The organism is Bacillus sp. 7_6_55CFAA_CT2 (assembly GCF_000238655.1).
In the GTDB taxonomy this organism is placed as follows: Bacteria; Bacillota; Bacilli; order Bacillales; family Bacillaceae_G; genus Bacillus_A; species Bacillus_A cereus.
The window spans coordinates 18,179-42,117 of sequence record NZ_JH414714.1; the positions used below are offsets into that span (position 1 = coordinate 18,179).

Consider the following 23,939-nt stretch of genomic DNA (forward strand, 5'->3'; position numbering starts at 1 on the left):
TTGAAGGAACAAAAGAAGAAGTGAAAGAGCCGGTAAAAGAAGTTGAAGGAACAAAAGAAGAAGTGAAAGAGCCGGTAAAAGAAGTTGAAGGAACAAAAGAAGAAGTGAAAGAGCCGGTAAAAGAAGTTGAAGGAACAAAAGAAGAAGTGAAAGAGCCGGTAAAAGAAGTTGAAGGAACAAAAGAAGAAGTGAAAGAGCCGGTAAAAGAAGTTGAAGGAACAAAAGAAGAAGTGAAAGAGCCGGTAAAAGAAGTTGAAGGAACAAAAGAAGAAGTGAAAGAGCCGGTAAAAGAAGTTGAAGGAACAAAAGAAGAAGAAAAAGAGCCAACAAAAGAAGTTGAAGAAGCGAAAGAACCAAAGAAAGAAGTAAAAGAATCAGCAACAGGATTGGATCAAGAGCCAAAAGGGAATAATCAAGTTGTTGAAAACGAGGGAAGAAAAGCAGACACTTTAAATAAACAACATACTAATAAGCCAGAGGAAGGTAAGAAATTTTTACCATCAACAGGCGGTGAAGCTAGCACTTCGACTTTACTTTCTGGCATAACACTTGTTCTTTCCGCACTAAGTATGTTCGTATTTAGAAAGAGATTATTTAAGAAATAAATAACGTTTAATCTTATTATTATATATAATTAATTTTTGCTTTTTTGAGAAGACATTATCATGGCGGTTTTATTAGAAACATGCATATGATGATGTCTTTTTTTACTAGAGAAGGATATTACTAGTGATTGTCTAAGTGTATTAGAAAAGGAGGGGAAGTTATGCATATTAATTCTATTTCAAAGATCGAAGAAGCTGCAGAATTTATTTCGATGATGAATAAAGATATTACGCAGCATGTTGGTTATTGCGGGGAAAATCATGAAGAAATATTGGACGCTATTCTTCATGGTTTTTCTGATATAGGGTGGGAGAAGTCTTTTGTCGTTTCTTATAATGATAATAATGAAATTGTAGGTGTATTAGGATTTGATATAGATGAGATAAGCGAAAGTGCGGAGATTTGGGGGCCTTTTATTATAGCTTCGAATTGGGGAGAGATTGCTTTAAGTATGTGGAAGAAACTTATCGAGAAAATTCCACTTCATATTCAAAAGTTTCATGGATTTTATCACGTGAAAAATAGTAATGGTATCGACTTTATGAAATATTTACAAGCTAAAAAACAAGAGAAACATAGCGTTTTAATTTTAAAGAAAACTAATGTGGAGCAATGTACAATAAATCAAGTAGAGGAAGCATCTCAACAAGTATTTGAGCAGTTTATTGTTTTACATAATAATATTTTTCCTAATACATATTATGAAGGAAATGAAATCATTGAACGTTTAAGTGATACGAATAAATTATTTGTAAGTATGAAGAATGGTAAGTTAGAAGGTTATGTATATGTTGAAGTAAATCCGGAGTTTCATGAAGCTAATATTGAATTTATTGCAACCGCTGAAAATAGTAGAAGAAAAGGTGTCGGAGAGCGGATATTGCAAGGGGCAATTCAGTATATTTTCTCTTTCCAAGGGATGAGAGAGATAGTACTATGTTTGAATACGAATAATGATCATGCGATGAAATTGTACAAGAAAGTAGGTTTTGAGGAAAAAGCATGTTTACAACACTATATAATAGAGTGAAAAACCCATTCATATGAATGGGTTTTATTACGGATTTAGAAGTGATTTGAGGCGCCAATCGTTACATAACCTTTTTTATTTTTTTCGGCACTTCTTTCGTTTGCAAATTAACATCTTCTTTTCGTAGCTCTTTAAAGAGTGAAGTAACCATAAGAACGACTACAATAGAAAATGGTAGCGCAGCAATTATAGCTGCGATTTGTAGTGCATTTAATCCTCCAGCTTGTAATAAAATAGCGGCAATTATCGCGATTGTTAATCCCCATATAAGTTTTAAACTATTTTTCGGTGATAAACTTCCGTTACTCGTTTGCATGGAAACAACAAATGTTGCTGAATCGGCAGAAGTAACGAAAAATGTGGCTACTAAAATTAACCCGATAATCGTTAAAAATGTAGAGAATGGTAGATGTGAAATAACAGCAAATAATCCAATCTCTGTACCATTTTTTGCAATTTCATCAGCTATTCCAAGCGATTGGAACATTTCCATATGGATTGCGGTACCACCAAATACTGCAAACCAAAATGTACAGATAAGAGTCGGGACTAATACAACTCCAAAAATAAATTCTTTTATTGTGCGCCCTTTAGAAATACGAGCGATGAATGTACCGACGAATGGAGACCAAGAAATCCACCATCCCCAATAGAAAATAGTCCAGTTTTCAATCCAAGAAGAAGATTTTTCATTAAATGCTCCTAAATTTAATCCCATACTAGGCAAAGCTCCAATATAAGAACCGAGTGTAGATGTGAAATATTTCATAATAAATACGGTTGGCCCTAAAAATAAAAAGGAGACGAGTAAAATACCTGCAAGAGAGAAATTTAAGTTACTCAAATATTTAATCCCACGATCTAAGCCAGTTTGTGCACTCGTTAAATATAAAACGGCGAAGATGGCGATAAGTACGAGCTGTGTAAGTAAAGTGTTATGAATAGAAGGGAATAAATAGCTTAATCCTCCAGCAATTTGTTGAGCACCAATCCCAACAGATGGTACAATGCCAAATACTGTGGCTAAAACAGCTAAAATATCGACTGTTTTTCCGATACGAGAATTTTTCGATCGATTAAATAATGGAGTAACTGTAGCCCCGATAGTGCCACCTTTTTGTTTGCGGAATGTGAAATATGCAATTGTTAAAGCGACCATTGCGTATAGTGACCATGGAAAGAGACCCCAGTGGAAAAATGAATATTGCATAGCGAGTTTGGCACTTTCCTCTGTCCCCGCTTTTCCTGTTAATGGATCTGTAAAATGTGAAATCGGTTCAGCGATTCCATAAAAGAGGAGTCCAATCCCCATTCCTGCTCCAAACAACATGGATAGCCAAGATGGATAATTATATTTTGGCTTTTCTCCATCTTTACCAAGACGAATAGAACCGTACTTAGAAAATGCTAAATAAGCAGCCAAAATAATCATTGTAGTCATAAGTAGAGAGTAAAACCACCCAAATTTATTGAGGATAAATGAGTTTAAAGAAGATGTAACACTTTGTAAATCGTAGCCTTGTATCCAACTTGCTGGGGTAATTCCCCATATAATGAATAATGTTGTTAGCAAGAAGGAGATATAAAATACACTGTTTTCTTTTTTTATCATAGAATCCCACCCTTATTTAATAAAGTTAACAATTATAATAATCATAACAATTAAGTTTTAAATTGTCAAAAAATTCCCTTTTTATAATGTGAAAGGATGCAATTTGTTTTAGGGAGGTAAAGAGCAATGTGTTCACGATATGTACAAATTATAGGAAGAAATAATATGAAATATTGCATTTTATATTGTTACATCCAGATTTTATGTTAAATTCTTGAATGGAATATTAAAATAGGGGGCAAGGATATGAACAAGAAATCAAAGATCAATAAAGTGATGCTTAGCATTAGTACAATGGCTTTATCGTTAGGCGCACTTCAAACTCATGCAGCAGCAGAAGAAAAAGCACCGTATAACGTGTTGAAAACGAAACCGGTTGGAATTGAAAAGTCGGTAGATGAAGTTGGACATATTTCAAAAGTTGATGAAACTTTATCATTTCAAGAACGTTTAAAAGTAGGAGATTTTTCACAGCGACCAGCATCTATTACGAAGAAAACTGCAGTAAAGCAAGTTAAAGAAAGCTATTCAATGGCTGATTTAAACAAAATGAATGATCAAGAATTAGTTGAAACGTTAGGCAGTATTAAGTGGCACCAAATTACAGACTTATTCCAGTTTAATGAAGATGCAAAGGCTTTTTATAAAGATAAAGGAAAAATGCAAGTCATTATAGATGAATTAGCTCATAGAGGTAGTACATTTACGAAAGATGATTCAAAAGGAATTCAAGCGTTTACTGAAGTGCTGCGTTCAGCTTTTTATCTTGCATTTTATAATAGTGAATTAAGCGACTTAAATGAAAGAAGCTTCCAGGACAAATGTTTACCTGCTTTAAAAGCAATCGCAAAAAATCCGAATTTTAAGCTTGGTACAGTTGAACAAGATACAGTCGTATCTGCATACGGTAAATTAATTAGTAATGCTTCAAGTGATGTTGAAACGGTTCAATACGCATCGAATATTTTAAAGCAATACAATGATAATTATACTACTTATGTAAATGATCGAATGAAGGGGCAAGCAATATACGATATTATGCAAGGTATTGACTATGATATACAGTCGTACTTAACTGTGGCTCGTAAAGAAGCGAATGAAACGATGTGGTATGGAAAAGTAGATGGGTTTATTAATGAAATAAATCGTATTGCTCTTCTAAATGAAGTAACGCCAGAAAATAAATGGCTCGTTAATAATGGCATTTATTTTGCTAGCCGTTTAGGGAAGTTTCATAGTAATCCAAATAAAGGATTAGAGGTTGTTACACAAGCAATGCATATGTACCCGCGCTTAAGTGAACCGTATTTTGTTGCGGTAGAACAAATTACAACAAATTATAATGGTAAAGATTATAGCGGGAATACAGTAGATTTAGAGAAAATACGTAAAGAAGGAAAAGAGCAATACTTACCAAAAACGTATACATTCGACGATGGATCAATTGTGTTCAAAACAGGAGATAAAGTATCAGAAGAAAAAATTAAGAGACTATATTGGGCTGCGAAGGAAGTAAAGGCACAGTATCACCGGGTAATTGGAAATGACAAAGCGTTAGAGCCAGGAAATGCGGATGATGTATTAACGATCGTAATTTATAATAGTCCAGATGAATATCAGTTAAATAGACAATTGTATGGATATGAAACAAACAACGGTGGAATTTATATTGAAGAGACAGGTACATTCTTTACATATGAGCGTACACCAGAGCAAAGTATTTATAGTTTAGAAGAGTTATTCCGTCATGAATTTACTCATTATCTGCAAGGGAGATATGAAGTTCCTGGTTTATTTGGAAGAGGAGATATGTATCAAAATGAAAGGCTAACTTGGTTCCAAGAAGGAAATGCAGAGTTTTTCGCAGGATCTACTCGTACGAATAACGTTGTACCAAGAAAGAGTATAATTAGCGGATTATCATCTGATCCTGCAAGCCGTTATACAGCAGAGCGTACACTATTTGCTAAATACGGTTCTTGGGATTTCTATAATTACTCGTTCGCATTGCAATCTTATTTATATACACATCAATTTGAAACGTTTGATAAAATTCAAGATTTAATTCGAGCGAATGACGTGAAAAATTATGATGCATATCGTGAAAATCTAAGTAAAGATCCTAAGTTAAATAAAGAGTATCAAGAGTATATGCAGCAGCTAATCGATAATCAAGATAAATATAATGTACCGGAAGTAGCAGATGATTATTTAGCTGAACATGCAACGAAGTCGTTAGCAGCGGTGAAGAAAGAAATTAGTGATACGTTGCCTATGAAAGATACAAAAATGACAAAACATAATTCTCAATTCTTTAATACATTTACATTAGAAGGTACGTATACAGGTAGTGTCACAAAAGGTGAATCAGAAGATTGGAAAGCAATGAGTAAAAGAGTAAATGAATCTTTAGAACAATTGGCGCAAAAAGAATGGAGTGGCTACAAAACTGTTACAGCATACTTCGTCAATTATCGTGTGAATAGTTCAAATGAATTTGAATATGATGTAGTCTTCCATGGAATCGCAAAAGATGACGGAGAAAATAAAGCTCCAACGGTTAATATAAATGGCCCTTATAGCGGTCTTGTAAAAGAGGGAATTCAATTTAAAAGTGATGGCTCAAACGATGAAGATGGAAAAATTGTTTCTTATTTATGGGAATTTGGAGATGGAAGCACAAGTGCAGAAGTGAATCCAGCACATGTATATGAAAGAGAAGGTTCTTATAAAGTATCGTTAAGAGTAAAAGATGATAAAGGCAAAGAGAGCAGAAGTGAAACAACTGTTACGATTAAAGATGGAAGTTTAACAGAATCAGAACCAAATAATCGTCCAGAGGAAGCAAATCGTATCGGGCTAAATAGTACGATAAAAGGTAGTCTTATTGGCGGGGACCACACTGATGTTTATACATTTAATGTAGCATCAGCGAAAGATATCGATATTTCCGTTTTAAATGAGTATGGAATCGGGATGACATGGGTGCTGCACCATGAATCAGATATGCAAAATTATGCAGCTTACGGTCAAGCTAATGGAAATCATATAGAGGCAAAAATGAATGCAAAACCAGGTAAGTATTATTTGTATGTATATAAATATGATAATGGCGATGGAACGTACAAATTATCAATAAAATAAGTACTTTTCCAATGTATGTTTAACTTTACTTTTTGTGGAAAATAGTATATTATATAGATATATAATATATCGGTTATTTTCTAGGAGGAGCCTGTCACAATAGGTTTCTCCTGTTCTTTTTTAGAGGCCTGTCTTACAGGTTTTTCTTTAAAAGATAAATAACTGAAAATTAAGAACTATAATCTTTGAAAGAGGTGGGGCATACACATAACAAAAAAGGGATTGTTTAAGAGAGGGGGATAAGAAATGGTTTTGTTTGGTTATCCACTTGAAACAATTTATTTATACGGATTTATTATTGCTACTATACTCACTGTGATTTATATCTTTTTTGGAGATATATTTGAATCCATATTTAGTTTTGGAGGCGGATCGGTATCCGTTGTTACTTTATTACTTAGTTTTTTCGCCATGTTATGTGGGCTTAGTTATATAGGAGAATATTTATTTTCCTTTAATAGCATTCTTATTTTCGGGGCTGCATGTGCTATATCCTTTATTGGTGTATTCATAATGAAAATACTAATTTTAAAGCCAATTGCAGAAGCAGAACAAAATACTGTGCAACGTATGGATGAGTTCATAGGTTGCAAAGGGGAAGTCATTACAACAATTCCTACAGAAGGATTTGGAGAAGTACTAATATCCTCTCAATTTGGAAGTAATGCAATTCCAGCTAAAACAATTGGGAAAAAAGATATTTCACAAGGAACTGAAGTTATTATCGAGGGAGTCCAAGATGGTGTTTTACTTGTACAAAACATCGCTTATTCTTTAAAAAAACCAAAATTATAAGGGGGAATTCACATGACGATTCCATTAATTATTGGTGGAGTGTTACTCGCAATTTTAATTCTACTCATTTTAGTATTCATTACGAAGTATCGAACAGTTGGACCAGATGAAGCGTTAATTGTTACAGGGAACTGGCTTGGTGGCGGAAAAAATGTAGTTACCACTGATGATGGAAAGAAGATTAAGATTATTCGCGGTGGCGGTACATTCGTAGTTCCAATTATGCAACGAGCAGAGCCTTTAAGCCTATTAAACTATAAGTTAGAAGTGGGTACACGTGATACGTATACGAAGCAAGGTGTTCCAGTTACAGTAAATGGTGTTTCTATTATTAAAGTAGGTTCTACGATTGAAGAAGTATCTACAGCAGCTGAGCAATATTTAGGAAAAGAAACAGAAGAGTTAAAAGTAGAAGCAAAAGAAGTTTTAGAAGGTCATTTACGTGCGATTTTATCTTCTATGACAGTAGAAGATGCGTATAGTAATAGAGAGCAATTTGCTCAAAAAGTACATGAAGTAGCTTCTACTGATTTAAAGAAAATGGGTCTTCGCATCGTTTCCTTTACAATTAAAGAAATTATGGATAAGAATGGTTACTTAGATGCACTTGGTCAGCCGCAAATTGCGACAGTGAAGCGTGATGCAACAATTGCGAATGCAGAGCGTGAAAAAGAAGCTCGTATTGAAAAAGCTCGTGCTGAGAAAGAAGCAAAAGAAGCTGAATATCAACGTGATGCTCAAATCGCTGAAGCTGAAAAACATAAAGAATTAAAAGTACAATCTTATAAGAGAGAGCAAGAACAAGCTCGAGCAGACGCGGATCTTTCTTACGAATTACAACAAGCGAAAGCACAACAAGGTGTTACAGAAGAGCAAATGCGCGTTAAAATCATTGAGCGTGAGAAACAAATTGAATTAGAAGAAAAAGAGATTGCGCGTCGTGAGAAGCAATATGATGCAGAAGTTAAGAAAAAAGCAGATGCAGATCGCTATGCTGTTGAGCAATCAGCGGAAGCAGAAAAAGTGAAACAAATTAAAAAGGCAGATGCGGATCAATATAAGATTGAAGCTGAAGCGAGAGCTCGTGCAGAAGAAGTACGTGTAGAAGGTTTGGCGAAGGCGGAAATTGAAAAAGCGCAAGGTCAAGCAAAAGCAGAAGTACAAAAAGCACAAGGTACAGCGGAAGCGGATGTTATTAGATTAAAAGGTTTAGCAGAGGCAGAAGCGAAACAAAAAATTGCAGAGGCATTCGAGTTATATGGCCAAGCGGCAATTATGGATATGGTTCTTAAAATGCTTCCAAGTTATGCGAAAGAAATTGCAAGCCCACTTAGCAATATTGATAAAATTACAGTTGTCGATACAGGTGGCGGTGGTAAAAATAGCGGCGCCGGAAAAGTTGCAGGTTATGCGACTGATTTAATGGCAACAATGCAAGAAACGTTAAAAGCTTCTTCTGGAATTGACTTAAAAGAGCTATTAGAAGGATTTGCAGGAAAAGGAGCGGTACAACAATTATCAAGTGATAAACCTGTTGTATCTGTAGTAGAAGATGAGAAAAAAGAAGTAGAAAAAGAGAAAGAATAGTAAGGCGGGAGAGACCTCTAGTAAGTACGATGCTAGAGGTTCTTCTGTGAATTATAATATTTCGAATAATATACATTTTTATATATTGTTTTAATTATTTAATTTATATAGAATGAAAAAGGTATGTATTAACTCTTTAATAGAAAAAGAGACAAAGAGTTAATACAATTAATCGTGTAATTTATATAAATAAATTAAATGTGAGATAATTACATTTAAAAAGGTATGGAGGGGTAGAAATATGTTTCAAGGGAAATTAAGGAGTAGTAGTCTAAAAGCAAAGTTACTTGTGTCATTTGTTATCATTTTAATTCTTCCAAGTATTGTAATTGGTTGGACGTCTTATCAACAAGCAAAGACAAATTTTAATGAAACAATTTTACAATCAGCGAAAGATAACGTAAAGATTTTAAATAATGTTATTAACAAGGAGATAGACAGTAAAAAGGTAGACGCAGTATATTTTACAAAGTTATTTAATGGAGTAAGTTACGGAACTGATCAGCTCCAAAATGTGCAAAATAAATTAGAAGAATATAATAAATTACATCCAGAAATAGAAGCAGTTTATACGGGATCTAGTACGGGACAATTTATTCAATCACCGTCTATTCAAATGCCAGATGGGTATAATCCTACCGAAAGAGATTGGTATAAAGAAGCAGCGAAAAAAAGCGGAGAAGTGGTTATCACAGCCCCATATAAGTCAAGTACAACAGGGAATATTGTTATTACAATAGCAAAACAAAATGAGGATAAAAGTGGTGTTCTCGGTATTGATTTAATTATTAATGATATTGTAAATACTTCAAAAATGGTCAATATCGGCAAAAAAGGATATGTAGCAATCTTTGACCAATCTAAAAATGTAATAGCGCATCCAACGATGAAGCCAGGTGACAAGGTAGAAGAAAAAGTGGAGAAGGAATTGTATAAACAAGAAACAGGTGATTTTAAATTCAAACTTGATGGTGATGATCGCAATATTACCTTTATAACAAATAAGCAGACTGGATGGAAAATAGCAGGAATTATGCCTTCAAAAGAAATTATCGAAGCAGCTAACCCTATTTTCTATAAAACAATAACTGTTATTGGTATTTCATTAGTAATTGGTGGGATTTTAATTTACTTCATAATTGCTTCTATTATTAGTCCGTTAAAACAACTTGTTATATCATCGAAAAAGATTAGTGAAGGCGATTTAACAGAGTCAATTACAGTTCATTCTAAAGATGAAATTGGACAGCTAGGAGAAAGTTTTAACGAGATGGCTGCATCGTTACAAAGTGTCATTTCCAATATAAACACTTCAGCAAGTCATGTAGCGGCATCTTCAGAAGAATTAACAGCTAGTATGAAGCAGACAAGCGAAGCAACGGAACAAATTACACAGGCGATAGAGCAAGTATCAAGTGGTGCAGAAATACAAACGAAAGAAGTTGAAGAAGGAGCAACATTGTTAGAAGAGGTTACAGAAGGAATTCAGCGTGTTGCAGATAGTTCTTCATTAGTATCTACAGCCTCTATGTATACGAAGAAAAAAGCTGAAAATGGTGGGAAGTTAGTTGAACAAACTGTGAATCAAATGCAATTAATTCATGAGTCTGTTTCGCAGTCAGACAAAATCATTGGTTTGTTAGACGATAAGTCGAAACAAATTGGAGCAATCCTTGAAGTGATTCAACATATTGCTGAACAGACAAATTTATTAGCGTTAAATGCGGCAATTGAGGCTGCGAGAGCTGGAGAGCAAGGAAGAGGATTTGCAATTGTAGCAGATGAAGTGCGAAAGCTAGCAGAACAATCAGGACAGTCTTCTACGGAAATTGGGAAACTAGTGAAAGAGATTCAATTTGATATAAAAGAAACAGTAAGCTCTATGAATCAAGTTGGAGTAGAAGTACAATCAGGACTTGTAGTTGCAAATGAAACGAAGCAAAGCTTTGCCGAAATATTGAAGTCTACAAATGATACAGTTGTACAAATTGATAGCATGGTAGATGTAGCAAAACAAATGACGGTAGATGCAAAACAAGTAAGTACATCTATTAATGAAATTGCAGCTACGATTGAAGAAAATGCAGCAAGTGTTCAAAATATTGCTGGTTCCTCTGAGGAACAATTAGCTTCAGTAGATGAAATAAATGCAGCAGCAGTTCATTTATCACAAATGGCAGAAGAATTACAAGAGATGATTAGTAAGTTTAAAGTGTAATAACGAATGTTAAGAAACGAGGTAGTAATTTTACTTCGTTTCTTTTTTTATGAAGAGAAAAAGAAAGAAATATAGAGTAACCGTGTTATGATTAAGTATAATTAAAGAGACTGTATATTCTTTAAATTCTATCTTTAATCATGTTAGGGGAATGGTTTTGAAATTTAAAAAATTAAAACTCCAACCGAGAATTACATTAACTATAAGTACACTTATTTTAGTTGTACTTATGCTAACGAGTTATTTATTTTATTACATATTATCTGAAACGGTAGAAGAGCAAATTGGGAAACGAGCTTTGCATGTTGCGAAAACAGTTGCTGCTATACCTGAAATAAAGGAAGCTTTTCAAAAAGAAAACCCAGCTTCTATCATTCAGCCGATTGCAGAAAGAATTCGAATGGATACAGAGGCTGACTTCATTGTAGTTGGAAATAAAGAGGGGATTCGATATGCGCATCCTGAGCGAGATAAAATAGGAGAAGCGATGATTGGTGGAGATAACAAAGGTGTTTTATTAGAAGGAAAATCATATGTTTCGAAAGCAACTGGATCATTAGGCCCTTCATTACGTGGAAAAGTTCCAATCCGTAATCAGGAAAATGAAATCATTGGTGTGGTGTCTGTTGGATTTTCAATGGACGATATTCATGGAGCGGTAGAAGTGTATGGAAAGCGTGTATTTTGGATTACAATAATAGGGCTATTAATTGGAGTAATCGGCTCTATATATTTAGCGGCAAGTATAAAAAGAATGATGTTCGGTATGGAACCAGAAGAAATTTCCTCTTTATATGAAGAGCATAGTACAGTGATTCAATCTGTACGTGAAGGGATTATTGTAATCGATAAAAATGGCATGATTAGTTTAGTCAATCAAGCAGCTTATGATATTCTTTCGCTAGATAAACAACAAAATATTATTGGGGAATTTATTTTAAATGTAATTCCTAATTCAACGATACTAGATGTACTTCAAACTGGTGAAGAACAGTTTGATCGCCAATTAAATATAAAAGGACAGGCTGTTATTGCGAACCGTCTACCTATTAAAGTAAAGAATAAAGTAACTGGCGTTGTATCGAGCTTACGTTTGAAATCTGAAATGGATCAGTTAACAGCAGAATTATCTCAGACGAAGCAATATACAGAGGCATTACGAGCGCAAGCGCACGAATATAACAATTTATTGTATACGCTTTCAGGTCTTATCCAATTAGAATCATACGAAGATGCTTTAGAGCTTATTCATAAGGAAACAGCGGTATATCAAGATTTTGTTCAATTTATTATGAAGCGGATTCAAAATCCATGGCTAGGTGGAATTTTAATTGGATTTTATAATAGAGCACGAGAGTTGAAGATTGATTTTATGCTAGATAGAGAAAGTGGTTTAGAAAAATTAAGTCCACATATTGAGAGTAATTATGTCGTTTCTATTTTAGGAAATTTAATTACGAATGCATTTGAAGCAATTGAAAAAAATGAAGAGAATGATAAGACAGTAAGGATGTTTGTAACTGATATTGGAGAAGAAATAGTAATTGAAGTGGAAGATTCAGGGCAAGGGATTCATGATGAAATAATTACTAGCATATTCTATAAAGGCTTTTCGACGAAAGAAGGAGGAGAGCGAGGATATGGATTAGCAAAAGTGAAAGAGTTAGTAGAAGATTTAAATGGAAGTATTGCAATTGAAAAAGGGGATTTAGGTGGTGCGTTATTTATTATTGCACTACCGAAAGAGAGAGGCGAATAGTAATGGGTGAGGAGATTGAAGTATTAATTGTAGAAGATGATATTCGGATTGCTGACATTCATCGTCGTTTTACTGAAAAAATTGAGGGATTTAAAGTAATTGGAACGGCAACGACTGGAGAACAAGCGAAAGAATGGCTAGAGCTTGTGAAGCCACAGCTTGTGTTATTAGATGTGTACTTACCTGATATGCAAGGAACGGAACTTGTCACATATATTAGGCATCATTTGCACGATACAGATATTATTATGATTACAGCGGCATCGGAAACAGATGTAGTGAGGCACGCCCTGCGGGGCGGAGTAACAGATTATATTGTAAAGCCACTAATGTTTGATCGATTTAAGGCGAGTTTGGAAAGTTATCAAAAAAAGATTGTGCAGCTGAAGAAAAATAATCAATTATCTACAGAACAAATAGAACATTTATGGTCTCAAAGAGGCGTAAAGGGAAATGAAATGGAATATGCCCCGAAAGGGATAGACCCCTTAACTTTAGCAAAAATAAAAAAACATATGTTAACAGTTAATGAAGAAGGGATTACAGCAGAGGTACTAAGTTCAATGGTAGGCGTAAGTCGATCAACTGCAAGGCGCTATTTAGAGTATTTAATATCTGGGAAGAAAGTCCACGCAGAGCTAATATATGGGAGTGTGGGGAGACCGGAGAGACGGTATTTTCTTGTTTCTTCATAATAAAAAACAGTAGAGGATTTATTTCTTCTACTGTTTTTTGCGTCTTATATTGGAATAATCCCAATTACAATGCCAGTAATCAACATCACCATTGTCGTTCCAACTGCCCACAATAAAGTAAAACGTTGATGTTCACCAAAATCAACTTTTGCCATCCCAACTAATAAATAAGTGGATGCAACAAGAGGACTTAATAAGTGAACGGGTTGCCCAAGTAAGGAAGCACGTCCCATTTCAGCTGCACTAATTCCGTAAGTAGCAGCAGCCTTAGTTAAAATAGGTAATACCCCAAAGTAAAATGCATCATTGGACATGAAAAATGTGAATGGCATACTAAGAAGAGCTGTAATAATTGGCAATTGTGGTCCAAGTGCATCGGGTATAAGAGTTACTACACTGTTAGCCATGGCATCTACCATTTTTGTTCCAGATAAAATACCAGTGAAAATACCGGCAGCAAATACGAGAGAAACAACTGCTAATACATTCCCTGCATGAGAAGCAATACGTTCTTTCTGTTGTTCTAAGTTTGGATAGTTAATCATAACAGCGATAGCAAAAGCGACTGTAAATAAAACAGGTAACGGCATAACTTCTAGTATGAGACAAACAAGTAATGCAGCGGTTAATAAAAAGTTAATCCATAGAAGTTTAGGGCGTTTATGCGCTACAGCTTCAACAGTTGCAGCTTGCTCATCCATTGTTTGCATTTGTTTTAAATACTGTACATCCATAATTCCTAAACGTTTTCTTTCTTTTTTTCCAAGATAGTAGGCAACGAAAACAACCCAAATTGCACCAGCAATCATTCCTGGAATAAGAGGTGTAAATAATTCGGAAGCCTCAAGTCCAAGTGCGCTCATAACACGAGCTGTGGGTCCACCCCAAGGTGTAAGATTTGTTACCCCCGCCCCTAACATAACAACTCCAGCTAATATGAGGGGGTTCATTCCAAGGCGCTTATATAGTGGATACATTGCGGAAACTGTAATCATGTATGTTGTTGTACCATCACCATCTAGAGAAACGATAATAGTCAATATAGCCGTTCCGACAACGATTTTTAAAGGATCTCCTTTTACAAATTTTAAAATTTTACTAATGACAGGATCAAATAAACCGCTATCAATCATAATCCCAAAATATAAAATAGCGAACATAAGCATAATACCAGTAGGTGCTAATTTTTGAATCCCCTCTAACATCATAGGCCCCATATTGGCATAGAATCCGCCAATTACTGCAAAAACACTCGGAATTAATATTAAGGCTACTAGTGCTGACATACGTTTCGTCATAATTAAAAACATAAAGACAAATACCATCGCAAATCCAAGTAGTGCTAACATGTAATTTCCCCCTCAAAAGAATGATTGCGCTTTCAAAATAGAATAAAAATTCAGAAAAAGGTTTTTTATTTATAATAAAAGCAGCTATTCAAATGGTAAATAATTTGAAAAATAACATCATTAGAAGCATAATTTTTATTTTGTTCATTTTGTTCACGGTAGTTAATTTGAATTTTTAAAAAGTAAGCCACTCCTCGTAAGAATGGTAGAATAAGATGAAAATAGTGAAGTGTGAAATAGGGAGTAGATGTTATATGAAAACGAGAATAGAAGAGATTTATAGCTCTTATGAAGGAAAAGTAGAGGAGATTTTTATTAATGAATCTTCTTACGTATATGAATGGGAAAAATTACTGATGATCCGAAAAAATGACGGTGAGCTAAAAAAAATTGCAGTCGGGATTAGTGGAAATATAAGATTGGTAAATGTAGAAGTTGGACAGGAAATTAGTGCGGATACATTATTAGTTAAATTAGAAGATGATTTATTAATTACAGGTTGTGAGTGATGAGAGATGTGTAGAAATAACTACACATCTTTTTTTGTTTCCTATATTACAAAAAGCACATTGTTTTTTCACAAATCTCACACAACCTTTTGGTATTCTTTTCGTGGAGTATACGGTTTCTAGGGAGGAATATTGATGAAAGTAAAATATGTCGTACTTGCTATATGTTTATGTTTCGTATTTACGGTAGTCGGGTGTGGGAAAAAGGAAACAGCAGCTGTTGCCATTGATGAGAAACATGATAAATGTGATATTTGCCAAATTGGGGTAACAGATAATCAATTTGCAACAGAAATTATTTTAGAAAATGGAAAAGCGTTAAAGTTTGATGATATCGGTTGTATGTATAAATGGATGGAGATCAACTCAGATGAAAAGACGAAAGAGAAATTTGTCCGAGATTATGATTCGAAAGATTGGATTTCGTTAGAAGACGCTACTTACGTATATGATAAAACAATAACGACACCGATGGCTTATAATGTCATTTCATTTAAAAATAAAAAAGATGCAGAGAGCTTTGTATCTAACTATAAGGGGAAAGTTCTTTCGTATAAAGAGCTAGCAGAGCATAAATGGGAAATGAATAAAGAGATGATGGGGAAACCGAAAGCAGGAAATCATGGTGGACATCATTAATAGAAAAAGACAACTATGTAGTTGTCTTTTTCTATTATTACTCAGGTGCAAATATAGAAAAGGTGTAAAATTTTTAGCAGAACGGTTACAATGGAATATAGTAACCTAAAGCAATCATTTATCCCGCATTAACGGGCAATAAGATCCCCACCTCAAAATTTAGTGAAAGCAAAGAAGTTAGGTGGAGTCGGGCTGCCCGTAAAAGCCCGATTGGTGTGGGCTAATAATTAGTGGTGGATGAACAAAACCCCTACTAATTAAAGTTTCACTTTATGTACTTTTTAGAAATGTATACAAATGCGGTAAAAACGTGCTAAACTAATTGCTTCATAATGTTAATGATGGGGCCATCAGGCGTATCATTTCAATAGGTTGAGAAACATAGTATAAGCTTAAGATAATCCGATTAAAGAAGGAATCTAAAGGGCTTATGGATAAATGTACTCAAGAAGAGTTATTGTATGTGATGGAGGAATGGTTAAGAAAACATTATCTTTCATAGGAGCTGTAGTTGTGAGAAAACAAAAAATTTTATTATGTATTTTATTAGGACTTTTAATGACGGTAGTGGCTTGCGATAAGCAAGAAGAACCAGAATCGAAACCGGTTCATGTGAAAAATGAAAAGAAAAAAGAGAAGCATAAAGAACAGGAAGAATCTAAAGAAGAGAAAAGTATAAATTTAATGGACAAACAGTTGTTACTTTCAGCTACCCTTGGAGACACAGAGACAGCTATGAAGTTGATTCAGGATGGAGCGAATATAAACGTAGAAGGTGACAACGGAGAAACGCCTGTCCTTGCAGCGACGTACCAAAATCATGTAGAGACAGTTAAAGCATTAATTGGTGCAGGTGCTAATATTGAAATTAAAGATGAGAAAAAAAGTAATCCACTTCTTTATGCAAGTAGAGAAGGATATACGGATATTGTAAAAGTATTAATTAATGCAGGAGTTAATACGAAAGAAACGACTAGGTCAGGTGGGACAGCACTTATTTCTGCATCTGAGCGTGGCCATGTAGAGGTTGTTAAAGAATTATTAGAGCATACAGATATTGATGTGAATTATAAAAATGAACGTGGTGGAACAGCGTTATTAGAAGCAATTGTATTAGGAAATGGTAGTGAAAACCATAAGAAAGTAATTCAATTGCTTATTGATCACGGTGCAGATGTAAACATGGCTAACAAGGAACATCTGACGCCACTGCAATACGCTGAAAAAAGAGGTTTTAAAGATATTGTAAATATGTTGAGGGTAGCTGGAGCGAATGAAGTAGTACAGCCACAACAACCAGTAGAGTAAAAAACGGAAAAATAATCCCATTTAGATAGACAGAATGAAGAAATCAGTTAGTATGATGGATTCAGTAATGTGTATTTGAATGGGATTTTTATTTTGAACATGAAAAATAGATTATGAATGGATGGTAAATGGAGTAAATAAGGAGGCAACCTTATTTGGCAATTGTAAAAAATGAAAAGGTAGTTTCTGTTTGTTGCAGTGCCAGAAGTACGCCCGTAGCTGCTGAGGCAAGTGTGGAAACTTTAGCGGAGTTTCAAGGGAACGGATATGGTACTGATGGTGTTACAGCCTGGGCGATATCAATACAAGAAGAAAAAAGCATTCCACTTTATAGTACTTCTTGGAATAATTATGCTTCACAAGCCGTTGCGAGAAAACTAAAACTAATTAACTATGGAATGAATTTGCATATCACTTAAATTTTAAAGATAGTTGTTTGCCGTTGGGATTTATTTGTATATCTAGATTAATATTAAGAAAATATGGTGAATATTAACATTCGATTAACACCTAATTAACAATCTATCAAAACTGACTTAATAAATGCGTAATATAGTAAAGGTAACAAAATAAATAGGGTAGAGAACATTTGAGAACACCCACTTACATATAATGTGCCACTTTCTTAGGTGTGCTCTATTCCCTAGAGTTCAAATAAGGAGAAAGGCGTTCTATGTAAGTAGGTGTTTTTAGTTTGGATAAAAATAGAACAGTTAGGTGGAAAAAATGTTTAAAGAACCTTATATTGCGATGATAAAGGATTGGAAAGGATACAAAGCATACAAAAAATTGCCGAAAACAGTTTTTCTTATGACTGGTTCAATGCTGGAATTACCAGAGCGTGTATATGAATTGCAGAAACATGGACATGATGTATTTCTTCATTGTGATTTTATACAAGGCTTAAATACGAATACAGAGGAAGCGCTTTTGTATATTCAAGATGTTATCGGGGCACAAGGTATTATTTCAACAAAGGGTTCAACAATTCGAAATGCTAATAAAATTGGATTGAAAACAATTCAACGTATTTTTATTGTAGATACTTTATCTCTTACTAAATCAATTGAAAATTGTAAAACGACTAAACCAAATGCAGTAGAGATTATGCCGGGGATTATGCCTTCTATTATTAAACAGCTAGTAGAGGAAATAGAGTTTCCTATTATTGCAGGAGGATTGATTCAAACGCGAGAAGATGCGGAAATTGCAATTCGTGCAGGAGCAAGTGCGATTTCAACAAGTCATTATGAAGTATGGATACAAGAAGAAAAAAGGAGTGCAACCTTGTGATTGAATTGAAAAATGTTTCAAAGGTATATAAAAATGCAGAAGAGACAGCGGTTAAAGGCGTATCGGTTCATATTAAGAAGGGTGAATTTTTTGTTTTAGTTGGACCTTCGGGATGCGGGAAAAGCACATTATTACGAATGATCGCTGGCTTAGAAGAGATTTCTTCAGGAGATTTAATTATTAATGAACGTGTTGCAAATGATCTAGAGCCGAAAGACCGTAATCTATCAATGGTATTTCAAAATTATGCATTATATCCACACTTATCTGTAGAAGAAAATATTTTATTTGGACTTAAGGTAAGAAAAGTACAAAAAGAAGAGCGACAAAAGCGATTAATGGAAGCTATTGAAATGGTAGGACTGAAAGAGTATGTGAAAATGAAACCAGGCCAATTATCAGGCGGACAAAGACAGCGTGTTGCACTTGCCAGGGCAATTGTGAGTCAAGCACCAATCTGTTTAATGGATGAACCACTTTCGAATTTGGATGCGAAATTACGTGCGCAAATGAGAATTGAAATTAGAGAAATTCAGCAGCGATTAGGAATTACGATGATTTACGTTACCCACGATCAAATAGAAGCGATGACTATGGGAGATCGTATCATGGTTTTAAATAAAGGAAGTATACAGCAAGTTGGAACACCACTTGACATATATAACGAACCTGCAAACGAATTTGTTGCAAGCTTTATAGGTTCTCCTTCTATGAATATAAATGATGGGGAAGTAAATAAAGAAAAAGGTGTATTACATATAGGGCAATTGCAAATTCCATTATCTATTAGACAGTTAAAGCAATTACCAGAAGGAACAATTCGCATAGGCATGCGCCCTGAGCATATTGCACTGTCTGAGGAGGGACAAGAAGTGACGTTGCAATCTGTAGAAGTATTAGGGAATGAATCTATATTGAACTTTGCGGTAAATGGAACAACTTGGAGTGCGAAAGTCATCGGACAGTTACTCTTGAACAAAGGTGACAAAGTAAAATTATTATTCTCGCAAGAAAAGTTATGCTTCTTTAATGAAAACACGAATGAACGCTTAAAAGTGGTAGCTGAAGAAGAGTTGAAAGTGGTGGCGAAATAATGATCGGAGTAAGTAAGTTACCAGTTCAAACAAAGGTGTCAAAAAAGAAAAAATTATGGGGGAGAACGAAAGATTTAAGAATAGGATTATTGTTTTTGGCGCCATCTATTTTGTTATTTTCGATTTTTTTGTTCTATCCATTGTTTAGGACGATTTACTATAGCTTTTATTTAACCGATATACATGGGGAAGCTAATCTTTTCGTTGGCTTAGAAAATTATCAATACTTATTCTCTGATCCAGCCTTCTACAAAAGTATAAAATCAACTTTATTATTTGTTTTATATACAGTGCCTACGAGTATTATATTTGCCTTGTTTCTTGCATTGATTGCAAATGGAAAAGTAAGAGGTATTGGGTTATTCCGAGTTCTGTTTTCTTCGACGATGGGAATATCAGTAGCCGCTAGTGCAGTGATTTGGCTATTTTTATTTCATCCAAGTGTAGGATTATTTAATAATATATTAGCCTCTATGAACCTTCCTGCAATCGCATGGTTAACGAGTCCGGACTGGGCACTATTCTCTGTATCAGTTACAACAGTTTGGGTGAATACAGGTTTTGCATTTTTAGTTATATTAGGTGGTTTACAAAATATCGATACGTCGTTATATGAGAGTGCATCTATAGATGGTGCTAGTTATTTATATAAACTTCGCCGTGTTACATTACCGATGCTATCACCAACTTTATTCTTTATTGTAACAGTAACATTAATTAGTGCGTTCCAAAGCTTTGGGCAAATTGATATTTTAACGCACGGTGGACCAAATGATGCAACGAATTTGATTGTGTACTCGATTTACAAAGAGGCGTTTGTGAATCATCAATTTGGAACAGCAAGTGCACAAGCAATGGTATTATTTGTTTTCATTTTCATTGCTACATTACTTCAATTTAAGTTTGCTGAGAGAAAGGTGCATTATAAATGATTGTTAAACAGTGGAAACAAAATTTCCTATTATACATGCTGCTCATTATTAGTGCAGTAATGGTATTTTTTCCTGTACTGTATGCATTTTTAATAAGCTTTATGACACCAGACGATATTCAAATGAGAAGGTTATTTCCGACTCAATTTACTTTTGATAATTTTATTAATATTTTTCAAAAGGTACCGCTTTTTACATACTTATATAACAGTTTAATTGTATCGACAGTCGTTATGATTGGACAACTTATCGTATCAAGTTTAGCAGCTTATGCTTTTGTTTTTCTTCAGTTTAAAGGGAGAAACTTAATTTTCTTCCTGTTTATTTCAACGATGCTGATTCCGTGGGAAGCAACGATGGTGCCTAACTTTTTAACGATTCAAAACTTTGGTTGGATCAATAGTTTTGCCGGGATGACAGTGCCGTTTTTTGCAACAGCTTTCGGTATTTTCTTGTTACGTCAACATTTTATGACACTTCCGAATGAACTGAAAGAAGCTGCGTTTATTGAAGGGATTGGAAATATAAGATTTTTATTCAGCGTTGTAATTCCGTATTGTAAAACGAGTTTTATTACGCTTGGAGTATATAGCTTTTTAACAACATGGAATATGTATTTATGGCCACTTTTAGTGACCACTGATGAAAAAGTAAGAACAGTGCAAATCGGTGTGAAGCAGCTTCAGTCTCAAGAAGTTGCAACTGATTGGGGAAGCGTAATGGCCGGTGTTACGGTTATCGTTATTCCAACATTGATTTTACTATTTTTAGGGCAAAAGCAATTACAACAAGGATTAACAAAAGGTGCAATTAAATAACTAAGAGAAGGTGAGATTTAAATGAGTCTAGTTAAAAAAGGTGCTGCTCTATTAATGGTAGCAACAATGGCATTATCTAGTGCCGCTTGTTCAAATAGTAAAACAGAAGGAAAACCTGAAGCACAGGCAAAAGTAGCACCAGTTGAAAAAAATGGTGATAAAACTGTAATTCGCTTCTGGCATGCGATGGGTGGAAAAACACAAGGAGTACTAGATGGTCTTGTTGCAGACTATAATAAGTCGCAAAATAAATATGAGATAAAGGCAGAGTTCCAAGGAACATATGAAGAGTCTTTAACGAAATTTAGAACGATGTCTGCAACGAAAGAAGCGCCAGCTCTTGTTCAATCGAGTGAAATTACAACGAAATATATGATTGATAGTAAAAAAATCACACCAATTGATAGCTGGATAAAAAAAGATAAGTACGATACGTCAAAATTAGAAAAAGCAATTACAAATTATTATTCAGTTGATGGAAAAATGTATTCTATGCCATTTAATTCATCTACACCAGTATTAATTTATAATAAAGATGCTTTCGCAAAGGCGGGCTTAGATCCAGAGAAAGCTCCGAAAACATATGCGGAATTACAAGAAGCAGCGAAAAAGTTAACGATTAAAGAAGGCGGAAATGTAAAACAATATGGATTCTCCATGCTTAACTATGGTTGGTTCTTTGAAGAATTGTTAGCGACACAAGGTGCTTTATATGTAGATAACGAAAACGGCCGTAAGGATGCTGCAAAGAAGGCGGTATTTAACGGTAAAGAAGGACAGAAAGTATTTGGAATGTTAGATGATTTAAATAAAGCTGGCGCACTTGGAAAGTATGGAGCAAGTTGGGATGATATTCGTGCCGCGTTCCAGTCTGGACAAGTTGCTATGTATTTAGATTCTTCAGCAGGTGTTCGTGATTTAATTGATGCATCTAAGTTTAATGTAGGTGTTTCATATATTCCGTATCCAGAGGATTCGAAACAAAATGGTGTTGTTATTGGTGGAGCATCATTATGGATGACGAATATGGTTTCAGAAGAAACGCAACAAGGTGCTTGGGACTTTATGAAATATTTAACGAAGCCAGACGTACAAGCAAAATGGCATACTGCAACAGGCTATTTCTCAATTAATCCAGATGCATATAATGAGCCATTAGTAAAAGAGCAATATGAAAAATACCCACAGTTGAAAGTAACAGTAGATCAACTGCAAGCAACGAAGCAATCTCCAGCAACACAAGGTGCTTTAATTAGTGTATTTCCAGAATCAAGAGATGCAGTTGTAAAAGCATTAGAAGCGATGTATGACGGGAAGAATAGTAAAGAAGCGTTAGATGAAGCTGCCAAAGCAACAGATAGAGCAATTAGCATTTCAGCTCGTACGAGTCAAAAATAAGAGAAAGCCGTATCCTTAAAAGGGATACGGCTTTCTTTATAGGGAGATAAGGGATCAAAGAAATGATGAAGTCTTATCTCTTTTATATGAGTAAAGGGTCTAGAGTGAATGTTGTCCTTTTCATTATTTATTTAACTCCATTGCCACTTGTTTACCATTTACGAAAACCTCTACTACCGCTACTACAACTTCCATTACTTTTTTCATCGCTCATCTCTCCTTATTTTTTGTTTCATTTCTTACTCTCAGTATAAGGAAATACAGTAATTACAACTATCGAATTGGATGACAAGAGACTTACATTGTTGTAAGGATAATAGTTTAGTTTGTAATAAAGTGAAACTGTAATCAGTGGGGGGCTTACTACCCGTTAATGCGGGATAAATTTGATTTAAGATTAAGATTCGGAAGTTTCTGTTGTTTTGAACTATAATTAGAAAGAGGGGGGATAATATGAAAAGAATTCTTGTTATTAGTGATATTCATGGAGAGATAGAAAAGTTCGAACAGTTATTGGAAGAAGCACAATATGATGCGAAACAGGATCAATTAATCTTACTGGGAGATTATGTAGATCGTGGTCCAAATGCGCGTGCTGTAATTGAAAAGGTAAGAGAATTGAAAGAAGAGGGAGCACTCATTTTAAAGGGAAATCATGAAGATATGATGATTAAGGCGTTAACGACAAATGAGGAACGTTCATGGAACCATTGGGTAAAAAGAAATGGTGGAGATAAGACATTATATAGCTATGGATTTGTAGAAGAGGATATTGCGGTTAATGACAAAGACTTCCAAAAACCGATTTTACACTCTCGTGTATTAGAGGAACATATAAAGTTTATTCAAGAATTAGATCATTACATTGAAACAGAAGAGTATATATTTGTACATGCTGGGGTTGAACCGATGAAACGAGTTTCTGAATCTGAACCATATACGTTAATGTGGATCCGTAATGAATTTCATAATGGATATAGCGGTGAAAAGGTTGTTGTATTTGGGCATACGGAAACAAAAACGCTTCATGGTAGTGAGGATTGCGGAGTGTATTTTGGTAGTAATCGTATTATTGGAATTGATGGCGGGGCTGTGTACGGTGGTCAGCTAAATTGTTTGGAATTGCCGAGTAAAAAGGTATATGTAATAAAAA

19 protein-coding genes and 2 pseudogenes are annotated in these 23,939 nt (G+C 34.7%); 19 read left to right on the forward strand and 2 right to left on the reverse strand.

Annotation, left to right across the window (positions count from 1 at the left end):
* Nucleotides 1-605, forward strand: a 605-nt coding sequence (locus tag HMPREF1014_RS25830; RefSeq protein WP_000341544.1) for an LPXTG cell wall anchor domain-containing protein, incomplete at its 5' end; no start/stop codon positions are given.
* A 161-nt stretch (nucleotides 606-766) separates the two neighbouring features.
* Entirely contained in the window at nucleotides 767-1,636 is an 870-nt protein-coding gene (locus tag HMPREF1014_RS25835) for a GNAT family N-acetyltransferase (RefSeq protein WP_000547921.1), read from the forward strand.
* Nucleotides 1,637-1,697: 61 nt separating this feature from the next.
* On the opposite strand, the gene opuD is transcribed toward HMPREF1014_RS25835, so the two are convergent.
* Nucleotides 1,698-3,248 (reverse strand): glycine betaine transporter OpuD, encoded by a 1,551-nt coding sequence (gene opuD / locus HMPREF1014_RS25840; protein WP_000591568.1) that lies wholly within the window; start codon nucleotides 3,246-3,248, stop codon nucleotides 1,698-1,700.
* Between the two features lie 246 nt (nucleotides 3,249-3,494).
* Here opuD and colA point away from each other — a divergent pair, with 246 nt between their 5' ends.
* The 7 genes and pseudogenes from colA (at nucleotide 3,495) to HMPREF1014_RS25870 (ending at nucleotide 13,446) form a co-directional block, all read left to right on the forward strand.
* Nucleotides 3,495-6,392 carry a collagenase ColA gene (colA, locus tag HMPREF1014_RS25845; protein WP_001036401.1) on the forward strand — a complete coding sequence of 966 codons (2,898 nt, stop codon included), beginning with the start codon at nucleotides 3,495-3,497 and terminating at the stop codon, nucleotides 6,390-6,392.
* 246 nt (nucleotides 6,393-6,638) lie between these two features.
* The gene (locus HMPREF1014_RS25850) at nucleotides 6,639-7,187 is read left to right on the forward strand and encodes an NfeD family protein (protein WP_000242438.1); all 549 of its coding nucleotides are present in this window, start codon (nucleotides 6,639-6,641) and stop codon (nucleotides 7,185-7,187) included.
* 12 nt (nucleotides 7,188-7,199) lie between these two features.
* A complete protein-coding gene (floT, locus tag HMPREF1014_RS25855; protein WP_000155006.1) occupies nucleotides 7,200-8,774 on the forward strand; it encodes a flotillin lipid rafts scaffold protein FloT in 1,575 nt (524 codons plus the stop codon).
* Nucleotides 8,775-9,015: 241 nt separating this feature from the next.
* A pseudogene (locus HMPREF1014_RS32680) lies at nucleotides 9,016-10,050 on the forward strand (HAMP domain-containing protein); the annotation flags it as partial.
* A gap of 81 nt (nucleotides 10,051-10,131) precedes the next feature.
* Entirely contained in the window at nucleotides 10,132-10,992 is an 861-nt protein-coding gene (locus tag HMPREF1014_RS32685; protein WP_372585468.1) for a methyl-accepting chemotaxis protein, read from the forward strand.
* A 151-nt stretch (nucleotides 10,993-11,143) separates the two neighbouring features.
* A complete protein-coding gene (locus HMPREF1014_RS25865) occupies nucleotides 11,144-12,751 on the forward strand; it encodes an ATP-binding protein (protein ID WP_002004376.1) in 1,608 nt (535 codons plus the stop codon).
* Nucleotides 12,752-12,753: 2 nt separating this feature from the next.
* Nucleotides 12,754-13,446 carry a response regulator gene (locus HMPREF1014_RS25870; RefSeq protein WP_000503463.1) on the forward strand — a complete coding sequence of 231 codons (693 nt, stop codon included), beginning with the start codon at nucleotides 12,754-12,756 and terminating at the stop codon, nucleotides 13,444-13,446.
* A 44-nt stretch (nucleotides 13,447-13,490) separates the two neighbouring features.
* Here the strand turns inward: HMPREF1014_RS25870 and HMPREF1014_RS25875 are convergent, their stop codons facing one another.
* Complete coding sequence (locus HMPREF1014_RS25875) at nucleotides 13,491-14,795, reverse strand: CitMHS family transporter (protein ID WP_000880478.1); 1,305 nt, start codon at nucleotides 14,793-14,795, stop codon at nucleotides 13,491-13,493.
* A gap of 254 nt (nucleotides 14,796-15,049) precedes the next feature.
* On the opposite strand from HMPREF1014_RS25875, the gene HMPREF1014_RS25880 reads away from it, so the two are divergent.
* The 10 genes and pseudogenes from HMPREF1014_RS25880 to HMPREF1014_RS25925 all read left to right on the forward strand — a co-directional run.
* Nucleotides 15,050-15,304, forward strand: coding sequence for a hypothetical protein (locus HMPREF1014_RS25880; RefSeq protein WP_000857376.1), 255 nt, complete (start codon nucleotides 15,050-15,052; stop codon nucleotides 15,302-15,304).
* A 135-nt stretch (nucleotides 15,305-15,439) separates the two neighbouring features.
* Entirely contained in the window at nucleotides 15,440-15,943 is a 504-nt protein-coding gene (locus HMPREF1014_RS25885; RefSeq protein ID WP_000865665.1) for a nitrous oxide reductase accessory protein NosL, read from the forward strand.
* A gap of 438 nt (nucleotides 15,944-16,381) precedes the next feature.
* A complete protein-coding gene (locus tag HMPREF1014_RS25890; RefSeq protein ID WP_000287336.1) occupies nucleotides 16,382-17,251 on the forward strand; it encodes an ankyrin repeat domain-containing protein in 870 nt (289 codons plus the stop codon).
* A 143-nt stretch (nucleotides 17,252-17,394) separates the two neighbouring features.
* Nucleotides 17,395-17,670 (forward strand): annotated as a pseudogene (locus tag HMPREF1014_RS25895) (GNAT family N-acetyltransferase); the annotation flags it as partial.
* A gap of 307 nt (nucleotides 17,671-17,977) precedes the next feature.
* Nucleotides 17,978-18,544 (forward strand): glycerol-3-phosphate responsive antiterminator, encoded by a 567-nt coding sequence (locus HMPREF1014_RS25900; protein ID WP_000472003.1) that lies wholly within the window; start codon nucleotides 17,978-17,980, stop codon nucleotides 18,542-18,544.
* Nucleotides 18,541-19,638 (forward strand): ABC transporter ATP-binding protein, encoded by a 1,098-nt coding sequence (locus tag HMPREF1014_RS25905; protein WP_000571387.1) that lies wholly within the window; start codon nucleotides 18,541-18,543, stop codon nucleotides 19,636-19,638. Before HMPREF1014_RS25900 ends, HMPREF1014_RS25905 begins: the two co-directional genes overlap by 4 nt.
* Entirely contained in the window at nucleotides 19,638-20,570 is a 933-nt protein-coding gene (locus tag HMPREF1014_RS25910) for a carbohydrate ABC transporter permease (RefSeq protein WP_000580652.1), read from the forward strand. Before HMPREF1014_RS25905 ends, HMPREF1014_RS25910 begins: the two co-directional genes overlap by 1 nt.
* Nucleotides 20,567-21,388: a carbohydrate ABC transporter permease gene (locus HMPREF1014_RS25915; protein WP_000635946.1), complete on the forward strand. Its 822-nt coding sequence runs from the start codon at nucleotides 20,567-20,569 to the stop codon at nucleotides 21,386-21,388. The genes HMPREF1014_RS25910 and HMPREF1014_RS25915 overlap by 4 nt, the downstream gene beginning before the upstream one ends.
* 21 nt (nucleotides 21,389-21,409) lie before the next feature.
* Entirely contained in the window at nucleotides 21,410-22,786 is a 1,377-nt protein-coding gene (locus tag HMPREF1014_RS25920) for an ABC transporter substrate-binding protein (protein ID WP_000060602.1), read from the forward strand.
* A gap of 453 nt (nucleotides 22,787-23,239) precedes the next feature.
* Nucleotides 23,240-23,939, forward strand: a 700-nt coding sequence (locus HMPREF1014_RS25925; RefSeq protein ID WP_000821966.1) for a metallophosphoesterase family protein, incomplete at its 3' end; no start/stop codon positions are given.

Coding starts and splice junctions, on each gene's coding strand:
- HMPREF1014_RS25880 (WP_000857376.1), top strand. CDS start 15,050: ATGAAAACGAGAATAGAAGAGATTTATAGCTCTTATGAAGGAAAAGTA.
- HMPREF1014_RS25915 (WP_000635946.1), top strand. CDS start 20,567: ATGATTGTTAAACAGTGGAAACAAAATTTCCTATTATACATGCTGCTC.
- HMPREF1014_RS25900 (WP_000472003.1), top strand. CDS start 17,978: ATGTTTAAAGAACCTTATATTGCGATGATAAAGGATTGGAAAGGATAC.
- HMPREF1014_RS25870 (WP_000503463.1), top strand. CDS start 12,754: ATGGGTGAGGAGATTGAAGTATTAATTGTAGAAGATGATATTCGGATT.
- HMPREF1014_RS25850 (WP_000242438.1), top strand. CDS start 6,639: ATGGTTTTGTTTGGTTATCCACTTGAAACAATTTATTTATACGGATTT.
- HMPREF1014_RS25885 (WP_000865665.1), top strand. CDS start 15,440: ATGAAAGTAAAATATGTCGTACTTGCTATATGTTTATGTTTCGTATTT.
- HMPREF1014_RS25890 (WP_000287336.1), top strand. CDS start 16,382: ATGTACTCAAGAAGAGTTATTGTATGTGATGGAGGAATGGTTAAGAAA.
- HMPREF1014_RS32685 (WP_372585468.1), top strand. CDS start 10,132: ATGAAGCAGACAAGCGAAGCAACGGAACAAATTACACAGGCGATAGAG.
- opuD (WP_000591568.1), bottom strand. CDS start 3,248: ATGATAAAAAAAGAAAACAGTGTATTTTATATCTCCTTCTTGCTAACA.
- colA (WP_001036401.1), top strand. CDS start 3,495: ATGAACAAGAAATCAAAGATCAATAAAGTGATGCTTAGCATTAGTACA.
- HMPREF1014_RS25875 (WP_000880478.1), bottom strand. CDS start 14,795: ATGTTAGCACTACTTGGATTTGCGATGGTATTTGTCTTTATGTTTTTA.
- HMPREF1014_RS25835 (WP_000547921.1), top strand. CDS start 767: ATGCATATTAATTCTATTTCAAAGATCGAAGAAGCTGCAGAATTTATT.
- HMPREF1014_RS25910 (WP_000580652.1), top strand. CDS start 19,638: ATGATCGGAGTAAGTAAGTTACCAGTTCAAACAAAGGTGTCAAAAAAG.
- HMPREF1014_RS25920 (WP_000060602.1), top strand. CDS start 21,410: ATGAGTCTAGTTAAAAAAGGTGCTGCTCTATTAATGGTAGCAACAATG.
- floT (WP_000155006.1), top strand. CDS start 7,200: ATGACGATTCCATTAATTATTGGTGGAGTGTTACTCGCAATTTTAATT.
- HMPREF1014_RS25865 (WP_002004376.1), top strand. CDS start 11,144: ATGGTTTTGAAATTTAAAAAATTAAAACTCCAACCGAGAATTACATTA.